This window comes from Cupriavidus sp. 05T42, assembly GCF_056396345.1.
The window spans coordinates 170,288-185,562 of the sequence record NZ_JBFTLH010000007.1; the positions used below are offsets into that span (position 1 = coordinate 170,288).

Genomic DNA, 15,275 nt, shown 5'->3' on the forward strand with positions numbered 1-15,275 from the left:
AGGAGACACGATGCTGAACCTTCGCCTTCTGGCCGCCGCCGCCGTGCTGGCTATCTGCAGCGGTGCCGCGAGCGCCGCCGACACCTGGCCCGCCAAGCCGATCCGGCTCGTGGTGCCGTTTCCGCCCGGCGGCGGCACGGATGCGGTCGCGCGGCTGATCGCCGAGAAGATGGCCACCCAGGCCCACTGGACCGTGGTGATCGAGAACCGGCCCGGCGCGGGCGGCAATGTCGGCATGGACGCGGTGGCCAAGGCGCCGGCGGACGGCTACACGATCGGCCTCGGCCAGACCGCGAATCTGGCGATCAACCCGGCGCTGTACCCGAAGATGCCGTTCGATCCCCTGAAAGACTTCGCGCCGATCTCCACGGTGGCGTCGCAGCCAGTGGTGCTGCTCGTCAACGCCAGCTCGCCCTTCAAGACCCTGAAGGACGTCGTGGCCGCCGCCAAGGCCAAGCCCGAGGCGCTGCGGATGGGCACGCCCGGCAATGGCACCGTGTCCCACCTTGCCGGCGAACTGCTGGAGCGGCAGGCGGGCTTCCGCATGCTCAACGTGCCGTACAAGGGCGCCAGCCCGGCCATGATGGATCTGCTCGGCAATCAGGTGGAGTTCAACTTCGCCAATACCGCCGCCGCGATGCCCCAACTGACGAACCAGAAGGTCCGCGCGCTGGCCGTGAGTTCCGCCCAGCGCCTGCGCAACGTGCCGCAACTGGCCGGCGTGCCGACCGTGGCGGAGTCCGGCTACCCCGGCTTCGACGCCATCACCTGGACCGGCCTCGTGGCGCCGGCCGGCACGCCGCCGGCCGTGGTGGACCGCATCAACGCGGAAGTGCGCAAGGCGCTCAAGACCCAGGAGGTGCAGGACAAGCTCGCCGCCGAGGGCAGTACGCCGATGGGCAGCACGCCCCAGCAGTTTGGCGACTACCTGCGCGCCGAGCACCAGAAGTGGGGCGCGTTGATCCGCGAAGCCAATATCAAGCTCGATTGAAACCCATGCACACCATTCTCGTCACCGCTCCCAAGCTCGCCCCCGCCGGGGTGGACCTGCTGACCCGCGCCGGCGCGCGCGTGCTGTACCTGTCCGCGTCCGGCGATGCCGGGGAAGTGGAGCGCATCATGGCCGCCGAGCCCGTCGATGCCGTCATCTCACGCACGGTGACGCTGTCCGCGCAGGCCATCGCCGCCTGCCCCACGCTCAAGGTCATCTCGAAGCATGGCGTGGGGGTCAGCAATATCGATGTGGAAGCGGCCACCGCGCGCGGCATTCCGGTCTACGTCACGCCCGGCGCCAACGCCCAGTCGGTCGCCGAGATGACGCTGGGCCTGATGTTCGCGGCGGCCCGGCGCATCGGCTGGATGGATGCCGAACTGCACAGCGGGCGCTGGTCGCGCGCGCAGGACGGCGTGGAGCTGCTCGGCAAGACCATCGGGCTGGTCGGGTTCGGCCAGGTCGGCCAGCGCGTGGCGAAGGTCTGCCTGGCGCTGGGCATGCAGGTGGTGGCCTTCGACCCAGCGCTGGCCAGCCGTCAAAGTCCCGTCGATGGGGTGGCGTTGCTCCCGTCGATGGCCGACCTGCTGCCGCAGGCGCACGTGCTGAGCCTCCACGTCCCGCTTAACCGCCACACGCGCAACATGCTGGACGACGCCGCGTTCGACCAACTGCCGAAGGGCGCTATCCTGATCAATACGGCGCGCGGCGAAGTGGTGGATGAAACCGCGCTGGTGGCCGCGCTGCAGGACGGCCGCCTGTTTGCGGCCGGGCTCGACACCATGGCGGTCGAACCCTTGCCCGCCGGGAGCCCGCTGGCCGAGCTGAAGAACGTCGTGCTGACGCCGCATGTCGGCGGATCGACGCCGGCGGCACTGGCCGCGATGGCGAGCGCCGCCGCACAGAACGTGCTCGGCTGGCTGGATGGCAGCCCGGTGGACCGTGCCGCGTGCGTCAATCCCCAGGTCCTTGCCTGATCCCCTTTCTACCTTCCTGTTCCTGGAGTCTCCCGTGAGCCTGTCCGAATCCCCAGCACCCGTGCAGTGGCCTGCCGGCTACCGCATCAACCCCCGTGCGGATGGCCCGTCCGCCAGCATCGTTGCTGCGTTCCGCGAGATGCCCGTCGCCGCCATCGGCGACGCCATGAGCCGCAACATCGGCACGCTTGGCCTGCGCCAATACCATCGCCGGCTGGAGACTGTGCTGTGCGGCCCGGCGGTGACGGTGCGCGTGCGCCCCGGCGACAACCTGATGATCCACAAGGCGCTGATGATGGTGCAGCCCGGCGATGTGCTGGTCATCGACGGCGGCGGCGATGTCACCCAGGCCCTGGTCGGCGGCCTGATGCGCACCACGTGCGTCACGAAGCAGCTCGGGGGGCTGGTTATCGACGGTKCCGTCCGGGACTTGTGCGAGTGGGCCGAAGACGGCATGCCGATCTTCGCCCGGGGCCACACCCACCGGGGGCCCAGCAAGGATGGTCCGGGCGAGATCAACGTGCCGGTGTCCTGCGCCGGGCTGGCCGTGCTGCCGGGTGACCTGATCGTCGGCGATGCGGACGGCGTGATTGCCGTGCCGGCCGCCGAGGCCGCCCAGGTGCTCGAACGCTGCCGCGCCCATCTGGCCAAGGAAGCGAAGATCCGCGCGGAGAACGCGTCCGGCACCTCGGACCCCGAGCGCTTCGACGCGGCGCTGCGGGCCAAGGGGCTGCCGGTCTAGGTCGACCAGCCGCTGGGGATCAGGGCAGCAGGTGCGTATCCCCGGCGGCCTGCGGCGGCAGCTTGATGGCCAGCGCCTTGAATTCCCCGCTGGTGGCGATCGATCCCGCGTGCGCGGTGCCCTTCGGAATCACGATCAGGTCGCCCGGGCCGATCTCGCGCTGCTCGTTGCCCAGCCAGAGCGTGCCCTTGCCGGCGATGATGTACTGGATCTCGTCGGCGCTGGTGTGATAGTGCTTCGGCACATTGCCGGCCTGCACGGCCAGGGTCCCGTGTGGCGTGGCCACCAGTCCCTTCGTGCGCAGCGTGCCCATGTTGGGGACTTGCGGCCCGATGTCGTCCGGGGTCATCGCCGCCAGGTTGATGATCTGCGGCGCCAGCGCGGCGGGCGGGGTTTGCGCGTGGGCCGGCGGCAGCGCCGTCGGGGCGGCAAGGTAGCCGCAGCCAAAGGCGGCGGTAATGGCGGCAAGCGTGGCAAGGCGGTGCATGTTGTTCTCCCTGGGGTGGTACTGCAATCGAGGCATCGCCACGACGCCAGCTCGGCGACACGGCTGGATTGTCGCACCGCGCCCCGCGCCCAGCAGTGGGGGAAACCCGCGGGGATCCGGTGTAGTATCGGTGCCCGAACCCGTCCCAGTTTGGAGAGCAAGATGATCGTTTTCGTTACCGGCGCCACCTCAGGATTCGGCGCCGCCATTGCCCGACGCTTCGCCACGGCGGGCCATCGCGTGATTGCCGCCGGACGCCGCGCGGACCGCCTGGCCGAGCTGGCCGACGCGCTGGGCCGCGACAAGGTGCTGCCGTTGATCCTCGATGTCCGCGACCGCGAAGCCGTGGCCGCCGCCGTGGCCGCGCTGCCGCCCGAGTTCGCCGAGATCGACCTGCTGGTCAACAACGCCGGCCTGGCACTGGGCCTGGAGCCKGCGCAGAAGGCTGACCTGGACAACTGGGACACGATGGTCGACACCAACGTGAAGGGCCTGATGTATATGACGCGCGCCGTGCTGCCCGGCATGGTGTCGCGCAACCGTGGCCACGTGATCAACATCGGCTCCACGGCCGGCGCCTACGCCTATCCGGGCGGCAACGCCTACGGCGCGACCAAGGCCTTCGTGCGCCAGTTCTCGCTGAACCTGCGCGCCGACCTGCAAGGCACCCGCGTGCGCGTGACCGACGTGGCGCCGGGTCTGGTGGGCGGCACCGAGTTCTCGTCGGTGCGATTCAGCGGCGATCAGGCTCGCGTGGAGAAGGTCTACGAAGGCGCGGACGCCCTGACGCCGGACGACATCGCCGAAACCGTCTTCTGGGCCGCCACGCTGCCCGCGCGCGTCAACATCAACTTCGTGGAAGTGATGCCGGTCACCCAGTCGTTCGGGCCGCTGGCGATTCACCGGGAGTAAGCGCTCCCCCTACGTCACCTCGATCGTCCCTCCCATGTCCTCGTGCCCGGTGCCGCAGAAGATGTCGCACAGGAAGCGGTAGGTGCCGGGTTTGCCGGCGGTCAGGGTGACCTGCACCGTGCGGCCGGGCGGCAGGTCGGCGCGGACGTGGAAGTCCGGGGCGCCGAAGCCCATCATGATGTCTTCGGCCGTCAGCGCCAGGATCACGGTCTCGCCGGCCTTGAGGGCGATCCGGTCGGGCAGGAAGACGAAGCGGCGCGCCCGGACCGGAATCACACGCGGGGGCGCCGCGTCCCCGCGCGTGATCATCCCCGCCAGCGCGCCGGCCAGCATCCATCCCAATACCGTGCGGCGGCCGCTTGCCGGGGAGGTGGTCATCGCCTCAGGCATCGCGCTGTACCGGTTGCTCGGTCAGGCCGAACGCATCCGGCGCGCGCGTGGCCTTGACCGTGCGCCAGCCGAGCCCGCGATAGGGCTGGGCCGGATCCCACGCCACCGGCGCGCGCTTGGGCTGCGAGCCGGCCGGCGGCAGCGGAAACATCAGCGAGCGCGCCGCGTGATGGGCGATATGCCCGGTCATGTGGTGGTGTTCCTGATGGATATGCCCGTAGAACACGGTGACGTGCCGGTACGGCATGAGCTGGGCCACCACGGCCTCGCCGTCGCGCGTGGCCCAGTCCCACTGCGGATAGAGATCGAACAGGGGCCGATGCGTGAAGACCACGATGCGTGCCTCGCGCGACTGCTTGCGCAGGTCGTCCGCCAGCCACGCGCGCTGGGTCTCGCCGACCTGGCCGGCCGGGTCCGACACGTTGTCCAGCACGATGAAGTGCACCCCCTTGTGATCGAACGTGTAGTGCGTGGGACCGAACAGCTCGCGATAGGCGGCCCCGGCGTCGAGGCTCGCGTCGTGCTCGCCCGGCATCAGCCACACCTTGCCCGCGCGCAGCGGCGCGATCAGGTCGCGGAACTCCCGCATGCGGCGCCGGCGCTCGTTCGGGTCGTCGGTGGTGTGGGTCAGGTCGCCGGTGAACATGATGAAGTCGGGTGGCGTTGGCAGCGCATTGACGGCCGCCACCGCCTTGGGCAGCGTCCCGCGCGCGTCGGGATTCGGCGCCCCTTCGAACCCCCAATGCGCGTCCGATAGCTGCACGAACACGAATTCCTCGTCCCGCCCCGCCGCCCAGCCCGGCAGCGCCGATGCAAAGACGGCGCCCCCGGCCGCGCCTGCCAGGCGCAGGATGTCCCGCCGCCGCCATGTTCCGTCCATGATTGCCTCCGTCGGTGTCGCGGGCATGGCCATCGCACGCCCCACCCCTGTCATACCGGCGGGGGCCGCCAAATATTCCCGGCGCCGGCGCGCGGGAATAGAATCGGTGCAGCGCCGGTATACAGGAGACCGCCTTGCGCCATCCACCCGCTTCGTCTGATTCGCTCGATTCGCTCGACTGCCTCGATGTGACTGGATTGCCCGACCGCTCCGTCCGGACCGAGGACTGACGTGGACGCCCCTGCCACGCGCCGCCGCTTCGACGCCCTCGTGCTGCCGCACCTGGACGCCGCCTACAACCTCGCCCGGTGGCTGTGCGGCAACACGGGCGATGCGGAGGACGTGGTGCAGGAGGCGTTCCTGCGCGCGTTCCGGCTGTTCGGCAGCTTTCGGGGCGACCAGCCGCGGCCCTGGCTGCTGGCTATCGTCCGCAATACGTGGTTCACGACCTGCGAGAAGCGCCGGGGCGCGGCGGAAACGGACTATGAGGAAGGCGAGATGGACACCGCGCTGCCGGACTGGCATGGCGCCGCCACGGACCCGGAGCAATGGCTGATGCGCGAGGAGGATGTGCGGCTGGTCCATGCGGCGCTGGCGCGGCTGCCGGTGGTCTTCCGCGAAGTCATCGTCCTGCGTGAATTGGAGGAACTGCACTACCGCGATATCGCCCGCATCGCGCAGATACCGGTCGGCACGGTGATGTCCCGGCTGGCGCGGGGCCGGCGCATGCTGGCCGCCACCGTCACGGCGCTGCGTGGCGAGGTGCCGGTTGCCGCCGCGCCGGCGGAGCGCCAGGACCTTGCGGACGTGCCACCCGCTCATCCCCCCGGAGATACGAAACATGGATTGCCATGACGCGCAGTTGCTCCTGCAGGCCTGCGCCGACGGGGAAGTCGGCGCGGCTGACAGTGTGCGGCTGGAACGACATCTCGAAGACTGCGACCAGTGCGTGGCCTGCCTGCGCAATCTCCAGGCGCTGCGCGCGGCGACGCGCCACGGCGCGCACTATCACCGCGCGTCCGCCGACTTGCGCGCGCGCATCGTGGCCGCGCTGCCCGGCGACGCGGCCATCGCACCGGACGCCGACGCGTCGCCCTCGCCCCCCTCGTCGGAAGGCTGGCGCCGCTGGTTCACGTGGTCGCCCGCCATCAACGCGGCCATGGCGGGCGTCACGGTGTTCGCCGTCGGCCTGGGCCTCCAGCAGCACGCCATGCGGCAGTCTCCGGCGGAAGGCATGGTCGACGCCGTGGTGACGAGCCACGTGCGCGGTCTGATTTCGAACCACGCCATCGATGTGGCGTCGTCCAATATGCATGTGGTGAAGCCGTGGTTCAACGGCCGTGTCGACTACGCGCCGGAGGTCCGCGACCTGGCGAGCGCCGGGTTCCCGCTGCTGGGCGGCCGGCTCGACTATGTGGATGGCCACCGGGTGGCCGTGCTGGTCTATCGGCGCGATGGGCATCCGATCGACGTGTTCGTGCTGCCAGACGCGCAGCGTGGGCCGGGCGGCAGCGGCGAAGCCGTGCAGCAGGGCTACCAGCTACAGCGCTGGGCGGCAGGCGGCATGCAGTACTGGGCCGTCAGCGATGCCTCCGCGACGACCCTGCGTGCCTTCGTGCAGGCATGGCGCAACGCGGAAGCGGTTGCGCCATGACCCCCCTTATCCCCCTTATCCCCCATTACGCCGTCGCGACGGTCAGCGTGACGTCGATATTGCCACGCGTGGCCTTCGAGTACGGGCAGATGGCATCGGCGCGGTGCGCCACGGCTTCGGCCGCCTCTTGCGCCACGCCGGGCAGGTTGACGTGGATGCGGCCCTGCAGGAAGTAGTCCGCGCCAGCCATGCCCAGATCCACCTCGATCTCGACCGACAGATCGGCCGGCACCGCCACCTTCAGTTCCTTGGCCGCGAGGCCCAGGGCAGCGATATAACAGGCCGACCATGCGCCGGCGAAGAGCTGTTCGGCCGTCGGGTGGGACTGCACCGCTTCATAGGCATAGGTCGGCGCCGTGTCGTTGCCCGGCGTGGTGAGATGGAGGTCGACGTTGCCGTGATGGCGGGGGCCACCCTTGCTGCCGGTGGTGTGGGTCTTGCCGGTGAACAGTACTTTTTCGATCTTGGTCATGATGTGTGAGGGTCTCGCTGAATCTAGTGTGGTTTAACAAATCGCATGCGATGTAATCGCATGCGTTGCATAATGGTTCACGGGACCGGGCAAGTCAAGGCGTTTGTACGGCGCGCGTGAAGAAACCCGGCGGGCGGCGCGGCGGTGGGCCGGGGAAGGCGCTCAGCGCTTACGATTGCGTCGCATACGATGTATTCTTTGCCATCGGCATCACGACGAGAAAACAGATGAAACCCATTGATGAGACAAGCGCCGCGGATACCCCGCTGTCGGACTTCCTGTGCTTCGCGGTCTACTCGACGAACCTTGCCTTCGGCAAGCTCTACCGGCCCGTGCTGGACAAGCTCGGGCTCACCTACACCCAGTACGTCACCCTGGTGGCGCTGTCGGAGGCGGACGGCCAGACCGTCAGCGGCCTCGGCGAAAAGCTTTTCCTGGAGTCGAACACGCTGACACCCATCCTCAAGAAGCTGGAAGCGATGGGCCACGTCGAACGCAAGCGCGACCCGGAGAACGAGCGGCAGGTGCGCGTGAGCCTGACGAAGAGCGGTCGACGCGTGCGGGAGAAGGCGGCCAGCACCGACTTGATGTCGGCATGCGGGCTGACGCCGCCGGCCTTCGCCAAGCTGCAGAAGGAGGTCATCGCGCTGCGCGACAACATCGTGCACGCGGTGAAGGACGAGACGTAGGGCCAGTGCCGCTGGAGTGAACGCCGATCCTCTGGCATGATCGGCCACATTGTCGCGATGGCTTTGTCGCGGCCCCGGGGATCGGTACACATGATTGAACGCTTGGCGGAAGACGCGATCCTGACGCTGGCGGACAGCTTGCCAGACACGGTGTTCCTGGTCGACAAGGCTGGGAAGATCCGCTACGCCAACGCCCGGTGCGCGGATAGCCTGGGCCTGTCCCAGGCCGCCATCATCGGCCAGACCATGATCGAGCTGGTAGCGCCGCATGACCGCGACCGGACGCTCCGGGAAGCGGGCACGGTGATGGCCGGGAATCGGCGCACCGGATTCGAGAACCGCTACCAGCACCGCGACGGTAGTGACGTTCACTTCTCATGGTCCGCCCGCTGGCTGGAGACGCATCAACTGCGCTTCGGCGTGGCGCACGACGTCACCGCCTTGCGGCAGCCCACCTGCGACCACCTGATTCCCGCCGCCTTGCTGAATGTATTGGAGCCCTGCGAGCAGCAGGTGCTGATGTTGCTGCTGACGGCAGCTTCCGAGAACCAGATCGCCGGACGGCTGGGCCTGACGGCATCCACCACGCAGGCGCATGTCGCCCGGGTCTTCACCAAGCTTGGCGTGCGCGGGCGCATGGGGCTGATGAGCCTGTGCCTGCGCGGCATGGAGGCTTGAAGGAACGGCGCCCCTGAAGGTCAGGCGGCGGCCGAGTTGTCCTCGTTGTTGCGGCCCTGTAGCGGAAAGCGTGTGCGAAACATCGGCGAGGCCAGGCTGGCCAGCGCGAGTTCGTCGGCGGCGGCCAGCAGGTCGGGGCCCAGCGCGGTCATGCGCGCCTCGGTCAGCCGCACGGCCGGTCCGGCGATGCTCAGCACGCCAATCGGATCGCGCTCCTTGCGCTTGACCGGCGCGGCCATCGCCGTCATGCCGGGCGCGAACACCTCGTTGATCATCGCAAAGCCGCGCGCGCGGTTCTCGTGCAGCATCGTCAGCAGCGCGCCGATGGTGGTCGGCGCGTTCGGACCATATTCCTCAGGCGAGCCGAAGCCCTGCCGCGTGACCAGCTCGATGGCGCGCTCGTCGCTCATCGTCAGCATCCAGGCGTGGCCGGACGCGCTGCAAGACAGCCGGGCGTCCATGCCCATGTCCGGGTCGTAGCGCAAACCATGCCGGGCGCCCTGCGCCTTGGCCACCCACGTCAGGTGCTCGCCATCCACGATGGCCAGCCGCACCAGTTCCCCCGAAATCTGCGCCAGCCGGTCCACCAGCGGCTGGGCGATGTCGACGATACCCGTGGCACTCAGGTAGCTCAGGCCGATGGACGCCACGCGGGCGGTCAGCGCGTAGTCGCCATGGTCGCGGAGCTGGCGCACATAGCCGCAGCGCACCAGTTCGTTCAGCAGGCGATGCGCCGCGCTCTGCGGGATCTCCAGTTCCTGCGCGATGGATGCCAGCGGCACGCCTTCCGGCTGCGTGGCGAGGTGTTCCATCACGGCAAGTGCGCGTTCGAGTACTCCGGCCATATCGATAGAGGTGGTGTTAGGGCGATGAGGGTGGGCTAGATACTAACCCCAAGTGGAAACTGATTCCATGTGGAATAGTATTCCACTCACTGCAGGGGAGCCATCCGGATCGGCCCCAATATTGGTGCCGATACTTGGCCACCACCCGCCCAGAAAAAAGACATCGAGGAGACAAGGCATGAGGAAAACCATTCTTCGGCTGGCGCTGGCCGCCGCGCTGGGCACCATCGCCGCCACGGCCATGGCGCAGGACATCCAGGAGCGCACCATCCGCTTCGGCCATCTGAACAATCCCGACCATCCGGTCAGCTTCGGCGTGAAGAAGTTCGGGGAGCTGCTGGCCGCCAAGAGCGGCGGCAAGCTGAAGGTGAAGGAATTCCCGGCCTCCCAGCTCGGCAACGAGATGCAGCAGCAATCGGCCCTGCAGGGCGGGGTGCAGGAGATGTCGGCCCCGGCGTCCACCTCGCTGGCGGGCATCGTCAAGGAGTTCGGCCTGATCGACCTGCCGTTCTCGGTGGGCAGCTTCGAGCAGGCGGACGCGCTGCTGGACGGCCCGCTCGGCAAGGCGCTGATCGCCCGGCTGCCCGAGAAAGGGCTGGTGGCGCTGGGCTTCTGGGATCTGGGCTTCCGCAACGTCACCAATTCCAAGCGACCGATTGCCCGGCCGGAGGACTTCGAGGGCCTGAAGATCCGCGTGATCCCGAACCCGGTGTTTCTCGACACCTTCAAGGCGTTCAAGGCCAACCCGGTGCCGATGCCGTTCGCCGAGCTGTATGGCGCGCTGGAATCCAAGGCGGTGGATGGCCAGGAGAACCCCTTCGCGGTGATTCTTTCGAACAAGTTCTATGAAGTGCAGAAGTACGTGAGCGCCACCAACCACGTGTACGCCGCCAACATCGTGCTCGTCAGCAAGAAGTTCTGGGACAAGCTCTCGCCGGCCGAGCAGAAGATCATGAACGAGGCCGCGGACGAAGCGCGCGTCTACCAGCGCCAGGTGAGCCGCGCCGCCGCGCAGAAGGCCGTGGGCGAGCTGCGCGCCAAGGGCATCCAGTACAACGATGTGACGCCGGCGGAACGTGCGCGCATGCAGCAGGTGGTCAAGCCGGTCACCGACCATTTCATGGCCAGCTACGACCCGGCCACCGTGAAGCTCTACAACGACGAGATCCGGCGCCTGCGCAAGTAAGCCCGCCGCCCCGCCACCTCCGACGCCCCCAATACATCATGAAAATCCTCGTTCTGCACGGCCCGAACCTGAACCTGTTCGGCCGCCGGGAGCCGCATATCTACGGCACCACCACGCTCGATCAGATCAACGAACGCCTGGCGGCGCTGGCCGCCGAACTGGGCGTGGAACTGGCCACGATCCAGTCCAACCATGAAGGTGCGCTGATCGATTTCCTGCACGCGCACATCGACGCCGCCCAGGGCGCCCTCATCAACCCCGCCGGCCTGACCCAGCACGGCGTGCCGCTGCACGATGCGATCAAGGCCATGCCGTTTCCCTCGCTGGAAATCCACATGTCGAATATCGCGGCCCGGGAAACCTGGCGCGCGCATTCGATCATCTCGCCGGCAGTGAAGGGCACTATCCAGGGCCTGGGCGTGCATTCCTACCTGGCGGGGCTGCGCGCGCTGGTMGGGCTGGTCTCMGACGCCAAGTCCTAGGCGGCGCGGATCATCATGGGTCGCTTGATCGATGGAATCTGCCGCGTGCTGGAGGCCGGCATCGCGCTGCTGCTCGCGGTGATGGTGGTGCTGGTGTTCGGCAACGTGGTGCTGCGCTACGGCTTCAACTCGGGCATTACGGTGTCGGAGGAGGTGTCGCGCTGGATGTTCATCTGGCTCACCTTCCTGGGGGCGGTCATCGCGCTCAAGGAACGGGGGCACCTGGGGGTGGACATGCTGGTCGGCAAGCTGCCCGCCTGGGGCAAGAAGGTGTGCCTGGTGGTCAGCCAGGTGCTGATGCTCTACATCGTGGTGCTGCTGTGCAAGGGTAGCTGGGACCAGGCAGTCATCAATCTCGACGTGACGGCCCCGGTGACCGGCGCCMCGATGGCGATTGTCTACGCGGCCGGCATCGTGTTTTCGGTGCTCGCGGCCGTCATCATCGCGCTCGATCTCTGGCGCCTGCTGACCGGCAGGCTCACCGAGGACGAGCTGGTCATGGTGCAGGAATCCGAGGAAGCGGTGCAGATGAAGCAGATTCTCGACCAGGCGGACGCGGCGGACGCCGCGGACCTCGGCAGCACCGGGAGGCGCGCATGACCATCACCGTCTTTATCGGCTCGCTGCTGGGCGCCATGCTGATCGGCATGCCGATTGCCTTCGCCCTGCTGGCCAGCGGCGTGGCCCTGATGTGGCATCTGGACATGTTCGACGCCCAGATCCTGGCGCAGAACGTGATCGGCGGCGCCGACAGCTTCCCGCTGCTGGCGGTGCCGTTCTTCATGCTGGCCGGCGAGATCATGAACGTGGGCGGGCTGTCGCGCCGGATTGTCGATCTGGCGCTGGCGCTGGTCGGCCATATCAAGGGCGGGCTGGGCTACGTCACGATCATGGCCGGCTGCCTGCTCTCGGCACTCTCCGGCTCGGCCGTGGCGGACGCCGCCGCGCTGACTGCGCTGCTGCTGCCGATGATGGTCAGCGCCGGCCACAAGAAGGAAACGGCGGGCGGGCTGATTGCCGCCACGGGCGTCATCGGCCCGGTCATTCCGCCGAGCATCGGGCTGGTGATCTTCGGCGTGGCCGCCAATGTGTCGATCTCGAAGCTGTTCCTCGCCGCCATCGTGCCGGGTTTGCTGATCGGCGTGGCGCTCTGGCTCACCTGGGCCTGGCTGGCACGGCGCGAGCACCTGGAGCCGCCGCCGCGCAAGTCGCGCGCGGAGATCCTGGCGGCGTTCCGCCATGCGCTGTGGGCGCTGATGCTGCCGGTCATCATCCTGGTCGGGCTGCGCATGGGCGTGTTCACGCCCACGGAAGCCGCCGTGGTGGCGGCGGCGTATGCGCTGTTCGTGTCGATGGTGGTCTACCGCGAGCTGAGCTTCGCCCAGTTGCGCCAGATCTTCGTCACGGCGGCCAAGACCAGCGCCGTGGTCATGTTCCTGATCGCGGCGGCCATGGTCAGCGCCTGGCTGATCACCGTGGCGGACCTGCCGTCCAAGGTGGTGGACCTGCTCCAGCCCTTCATGGGCAACAAGATCCTGCTGATGGCGGCGATCATGGTGCTGGTGATGATCGTCGGCACGGCCATGGACATGACGCCGACCATCCTGATCCTGACCCCGGTGCTGATGCCCGTGATCAAGGCGGCCGGCATCGACCCGGTCTACTTCGGCGTGATGTTCATCATCAACAACTCGATCGGACTGGTCACCCCRCCCGTCGGCACGGTGCTGAACGTGGTGGCCGGCGTGGGGCGCATGAAGATGGACGAGGTCACCCGGGGCGTGGTGCCGTTCATGATCGCCGAGTTCGCCATCATGTTTTTGATGGTGGTGTTCCCGGCGCTGGTGACGGTGCCCGCGAAGCTGTTCGGGGGGTGAGGCGGCGGGTGGGCGGGTGGGCGGGTGGGATCGTTACCGGACAATGCAATAATGATGTATTGCAATCCGCTAACGATTATCCTCGAATKCCAACGAACGAGCCCACCACCAAGCGAACCCGGACGAAGCGCAGCGCGGAAGCCACGCCCAGCGCGCCCGCCGCTGCCGAAGGGGCCAAGAAGGGAGACAGCGCGGGCGACGAGTCGTCGCTCTTCGTCAATTCCGTGGAGAAGGCCCTGCGCGTGCTGAGCGTGTTCGATGCACGCCGGCGCGAACTGTCGCTGACCCAGATCGCGGCGCTGGCCGAGCTGGACATGAGCGCGGCGCAGCGCTTCACCCATACGCTGACCCACCTCAACCTGCTGCGGCGCGACGCGGCGGCGAAAACCTATTCGCTGTCGCCGCGCATGCTCGACTTCGGCTACCAGTTCATCGCCGCCAACGAGCTGGTCGGGCTGGCCACGCCGTTCCTCCAGCACCTGTCGCTGGAAACCGAGGAGACGGTCAACCTGACGCTGCTCGACGGCACGGAAATCGTGTTCGTGCAGCGTTTTGTCAGCCGCCACGTGCTGACGCCCGATGTCATCGTCGGCACGCGGCTGCCAGCCTATTGCACCTCGTCCGGCCTCGCCATCCTCAGCGCGCTGCCCGATGACGAAGTGCGGGAGATCCTGGCCAAGTCCGATCTCGTGCCGTACACGCAGCACACCATCTTCGCGCCGGACGCCATCCTGAAGCGGCTGGAAACCATCCGGCGCAACGGCTACGCCCATACCGAAGACGAGATGTATATCGGCGATATTGCCACCGCCGTGGTGATCGTCGGGTCCGATGGCCGGCCGCGCGGCGCGATCAATGTCGCGGTGTCGCGGGCCCGCTGGAAGGGCGCGGAAGACGAGCAGCGCGTCGCGTCGCTGCTGATTGCCGCAGGCCGCGCCATCTCCAGCCGCGCCTGAGTTCTCCCGCCTCCTCGCCCGCCTTACCCCTTCCCCTGTCATACCCCCACGCAGTCACCGCCCCCCGGTGACTGCGCGCCAGCTTCGCCCCCGACGTGGTCCTCCTTTTGCATGCGGTAGCGACGCGGCACGCCCACTTTCACCCGTTTGCGCCAAATAGACGCGGGTAAACCCTTAGTCGAAAACCGGTTGCACCGCCGCCGCGATGTCTTTATATTTCGATTCACTAACTTACTATTTCTATGCGATAACTATGTACCGAGACATCAAGGCAGAACGCATCGGCGCCATCGGCGTGATCACCCTCAATCGCCCGGAGCGCCTCAACGCCTGGCACACCGCCATGCGCGGCGAGATCCTGGCGGCGCTGGGCGCCTTCGCCAAGGACCCCGCTGTGGGCGCCATCGTCATGACCGGTGCCGGCGAGCGGGCTTTCTCCGCCGGCCAGGATCTCGAAGAGGCGCATGACTTCGACGCCGACCGCGCCGAAGTCTGGCTGCGTGAATGGGAAACCTTCTACGACACGCTGCGCAGCCTGCCCAAGCCGCTGGTGATGGCCCTGAACGGCACCGCCGCCGGCTCGGCGTTCCAGGTGGCGTTGCTGGGCGACATCCGCGTCGGCCACCCGGAAGTGCAGATGGGCCAGCCCGAGATCAACGCCGGCATCGCCAGCGTCACGGGACCGTGGATCATGCGCGAGATGCTCGGCCTGTCGCGCACCATCGAGCTGACGCTGACCGGCCGCATGATGGACGCGCAGGAGTGCCACGCCATCGGCCTGATCCACTATCTGGTGCCGCGCGAGGCGGTGCACGCCCGCGCCATGGAGATCGCCGAGTCGCTGGCCGGCAAGCCGCCGGTGGCCATGAAGCTCGACAAGGCCCGCCTGCAGGAAATGACCGAAGCCGGCTTCCGCGATGCCATCGAGGCCGGTATCCGCATCCACCGCGAATCCTATGCCTCGGGCGAACCGGCGCGCATGATGGAAGCGTTCTTCGCCGAGCGTGAACGCCGCCGCGCCACCGCCGCCTGAGCCGCCCGAGTCCTTCCTGTCGAT

19 protein-coding genes are annotated in these 15,275 nt (G+C 67.9%); 14 read left to right on the plus strand and 5 right to left on the minus strand.

Annotation, left to right across the window (positions count from 1 at the left end; genetic code table 11):
• Positions 1-10: 10 nt before the first annotated feature.
• From AC1EJR_RS12000 to AC1EJR_RS12010, 3 genes are read left to right on the plus strand one after another with little or no spacing between them, the layout of a single operon-like run.
• Positions 11-991, plus strand: a complete 981-nt coding sequence (locus tag AC1EJR_RS12000; RefSeq protein WP_092295727.1) for a Bug family tripartite tricarboxylate transporter substrate binding protein — start codon at positions 11-13, stop codon at positions 989-991.
• 5 nt (positions 992-996) lie between these two features.
• Complete coding sequence (locus tag AC1EJR_RS12005; protein ID WP_477113190.1) at positions 997-1,968, plus strand: hydroxyacid dehydrogenase; 972 nt, start codon at positions 997-999, stop codon at positions 1,966-1,968.
• 40 nt (positions 1,969-2,008) lie between these two features.
• The gene (locus AC1EJR_RS12010) at positions 2,009-2,710 is read left to right on the plus strand and encodes an RraA family protein (RefSeq protein WP_477147141.1); all 702 of its coding nucleotides are present in this window, start codon (positions 2,009-2,011) and stop codon (positions 2,708-2,710) included.
• A 19-nt stretch (positions 2,711-2,729) separates the two neighbouring features.
• On the opposite strand, the gene AC1EJR_RS12015 is transcribed toward AC1EJR_RS12010, so the two are convergent.
• Entirely contained in the window at positions 2,730-3,197 is a 468-nt protein-coding gene (locus tag AC1EJR_RS12015) for a cupin domain-containing protein (RefSeq protein ID WP_092295717.1), read from the minus strand.
• A 162-nt stretch (positions 3,198-3,359) separates the two neighbouring features.
• Between AC1EJR_RS12015 and ydfG the strand changes: the two genes are divergently transcribed.
• Complete coding sequence (ydfG, locus tag AC1EJR_RS12020; RefSeq protein WP_092295714.1) at positions 3,360-4,109, plus strand: bifunctional NADP-dependent 3-hydroxy acid dehydrogenase/3-hydroxypropionate dehydrogenase YdfG; 750 nt, start codon at positions 3,360-3,362, stop codon at positions 4,107-4,109.
• A 9-nt stretch (positions 4,110-4,118) separates the two neighbouring features.
• On the opposite strand, the gene AC1EJR_RS12025 is transcribed toward ydfG, so the two are convergent.
• On the minus strand, positions 4,119-4,487 hold the full coding sequence (locus tag AC1EJR_RS12025) for a cupredoxin domain-containing protein (protein ID WP_092295711.1): 369 nt from the start codon (positions 4,485-4,487) through the stop codon (positions 4,119-4,121).
• A gap of 4 nt (positions 4,488-4,491) precedes the next feature.
• Positions 4,492-5,379 carry a metallophosphoesterase family protein gene (locus AC1EJR_RS12030; protein WP_441644472.1) on the minus strand — a complete coding sequence of 296 codons (888 nt, stop codon included), beginning with the start codon at positions 5,377-5,379 and terminating at the stop codon, positions 4,492-4,494.
• Positions 5,380-5,610: 231 nt separating this feature from the next.
• On the opposite strand from AC1EJR_RS12030, the gene AC1EJR_RS12035 reads away from it, so the two are divergent.
• Together AC1EJR_RS12035 and AC1EJR_RS12040 are read left to right on the plus strand one after the other, a co-directional pair.
• Complete coding sequence (locus AC1EJR_RS12035; RefSeq protein WP_441592615.1) at positions 5,611-6,234, plus strand: RNA polymerase sigma factor; 624 nt, start codon at positions 5,611-5,613, stop codon at positions 6,232-6,234.
• Entirely contained in the window at positions 6,221-7,033 is an 813-nt protein-coding gene (locus tag AC1EJR_RS12040; RefSeq protein ID WP_441644473.1) for an anti-sigma factor family protein, read from the plus strand. The genes AC1EJR_RS12035 and AC1EJR_RS12040 overlap by 14 nt, the downstream gene beginning before the upstream one ends.
• A 25-nt stretch (positions 7,034-7,058) precedes the next feature.
• Here the strand turns inward: AC1EJR_RS12040 and AC1EJR_RS12045 are convergent, their stop codons facing one another.
• Positions 7,059-7,505, minus strand: coding sequence for an Ohr family peroxiredoxin (locus tag AC1EJR_RS12045; RefSeq protein WP_092295699.1), 447 nt, complete (start codon positions 7,503-7,505; stop codon positions 7,059-7,061).
• 227 nt (positions 7,506-7,732) lie between these two features.
• On the opposite strand from AC1EJR_RS12045, the gene AC1EJR_RS12050 reads away from it, so the two are divergent.
• Positions 7,733-8,194, plus strand: a complete 462-nt coding sequence (locus AC1EJR_RS12050; protein ID WP_092295696.1) for a MarR family winged helix-turn-helix transcriptional regulator — start codon at positions 7,733-7,735, stop codon at positions 8,192-8,194.
• A gap of 90 nt (positions 8,195-8,284) precedes the next feature.
• Positions 8,285-8,872 (plus strand): PAS domain S-box protein, encoded by a 588-nt coding sequence (locus AC1EJR_RS12055; RefSeq protein ID WP_177219940.1) that lies wholly within the window; start codon positions 8,285-8,287, stop codon positions 8,870-8,872.
• A 20-nt stretch (positions 8,873-8,892) separates the two neighbouring features.
• Here AC1EJR_RS12055 and AC1EJR_RS12060 read toward each other — a convergent pair whose 3' ends face one another.
• Positions 8,893-9,717, minus strand: a complete 825-nt coding sequence (locus tag AC1EJR_RS12060) for an IclR family transcriptional regulator (RefSeq protein ID WP_092295693.1) — start codon at positions 9,715-9,717, stop codon at positions 8,893-8,895.
• A 178-nt stretch (positions 9,718-9,895) separates the two neighbouring features.
• On the opposite strand from AC1EJR_RS12060, the gene AC1EJR_RS12065 reads away from it, so the two are divergent.
• From AC1EJR_RS12065 to AC1EJR_RS12090, 6 genes are all read left to right on the plus strand, one after another.
• Positions 9,896-10,903, plus strand: a complete 1,008-nt coding sequence (locus tag AC1EJR_RS12065; RefSeq protein ID WP_092295690.1) for a TRAP transporter substrate-binding protein — start codon at positions 9,896-9,898, stop codon at positions 10,901-10,903.
• A 38-nt stretch (positions 10,904-10,941) separates the two neighbouring features.
• Positions 10,942-11,385 carry a type II 3-dehydroquinate dehydratase gene (locus AC1EJR_RS12070; protein ID WP_092295687.1) on the plus strand — a complete coding sequence of 148 codons (444 nt, stop codon included), beginning with the start codon at positions 10,942-10,944 and terminating at the stop codon, positions 11,383-11,385.
• 15 nt (positions 11,386-11,400) lie between these two features.
• Complete coding sequence (locus AC1EJR_RS12075; RefSeq protein WP_477147114.1) at positions 11,401-11,985, plus strand: TRAP transporter small permease; 585 nt, start codon at positions 11,401-11,403, stop codon at positions 11,983-11,985.
• Positions 11,982-13,262, plus strand: a complete 1,281-nt coding sequence (locus tag AC1EJR_RS12080) for a TRAP transporter large permease subunit (RefSeq protein ID WP_092295681.1) — start codon at positions 11,982-11,984, stop codon at positions 13,260-13,262. Before AC1EJR_RS12075 ends, AC1EJR_RS12080 begins: the two co-directional genes overlap by 4 nt.
• A gap of 59 nt (positions 13,263-13,321) precedes the next feature.
• Entirely contained in the window at positions 13,322-14,218 is an 897-nt protein-coding gene (locus AC1EJR_RS12085) for an IclR family transcriptional regulator (protein ID WP_477147115.1), read from the plus strand.
• A gap of 253 nt (positions 14,219-14,471) precedes the next feature.
• Positions 14,472-15,251, plus strand: coding sequence for an enoyl-CoA hydratase/isomerase family protein (locus tag AC1EJR_RS12090; protein ID WP_092295675.1), 780 nt, complete (start codon positions 14,472-14,474; stop codon positions 15,249-15,251).
• Positions 15,252-15,275 lie beyond the last annotated feature (24 nt).